This window comes from Aminobacter sp. P4_D5 (assembly GCF_056401815.1).
Genome location: NZ_JBFUIP010000561.1, coordinates 1 through 809 on the forward strand (window position 1 = coordinate 1; position 809 = coordinate 809).

Below are 809 nucleotides of genomic sequence, written 5' to 3' on the forward strand. Positions count from 1 at the left end.
CCTCGTTCGTCAGGATGCCCGCGATCGACGGGCCGGTGCCGCGGTAATGCACGTTCTCCATCCGGGTGCCGGCCTGAAGGTCGAACATGACGGCGGCGAGATGCTGCGAGGTCAGGATGCCGGCCGTGCCGTGGTTCACCTGCCCTGGCCGCGCTCGGAGATAGGCGATGAACTCCGGCACGTCCTTAACCTGCACCGTGCGGTTCACCACCAGGATGTTGTGCGTGATGGCAGCCCGCGCGACGTGATGCACGACCGTCCGCGCATCGAAGCCATCCTTCACGATGGAGGAGGTCCCGTTGAACAGCAGCGTATAGCCGTCCGGCGGGGATTGCCCCACGGCGCGCGTGCCGATCATGCTGCCCGCGCCGGCACGGTTGTCGATGACCACCGGCTGCCCGACGATCTCGCCGAGCTTCATGCCGAGGATGCGGGCGCAGTTGTCCGTCCCGCCACCGGGAGGGAAGGGAACGACGAGACGGATCGGCCGGTTCGGCCAGGTCTGGGCCAGGGCGGCGGGCGCGGCCAGCGTCGCCGCCGCAGCCGCCATGAGCGATCGCCTGTTGAGTTTCATGGCCGTTACCCCCGCGCCGGCATCTTGGGCCGGTCGCGAGACATTATACGAATGCGGTATCCGCGGGAGGGGCGCGGCCCTCCAAGCTACCCTTCCAGGAGCGCCCAGACCGTCGGCGGCGTCAGCGGCATCTGCAGCGTGTCGGCCTGCTGCTTCCGGCCTTGGCTCGCCAGCGCGTCGGCCACGGCGTTCACCAGCGCGGGCGTGGCGCCGATGGTCCCGAGCTCGCCCACGC

1 protein-coding gene is annotated in these 809 nt (G+C 69.6%); it reads right to left on the minus strand.

The window, feature by feature from the left end; all coding sequences use genetic code 11:
* Positions 1 to 574: Bug family tripartite tricarboxylate transporter substrate binding protein (locus AC1DWF_RS33490; RefSeq protein ID WP_476842807.1), on the minus strand; the 574-nt coding region annotated here is incomplete at its 3' end.
* Between the last annotated feature and the right edge of the window lie 235 nt (positions 575 to 809).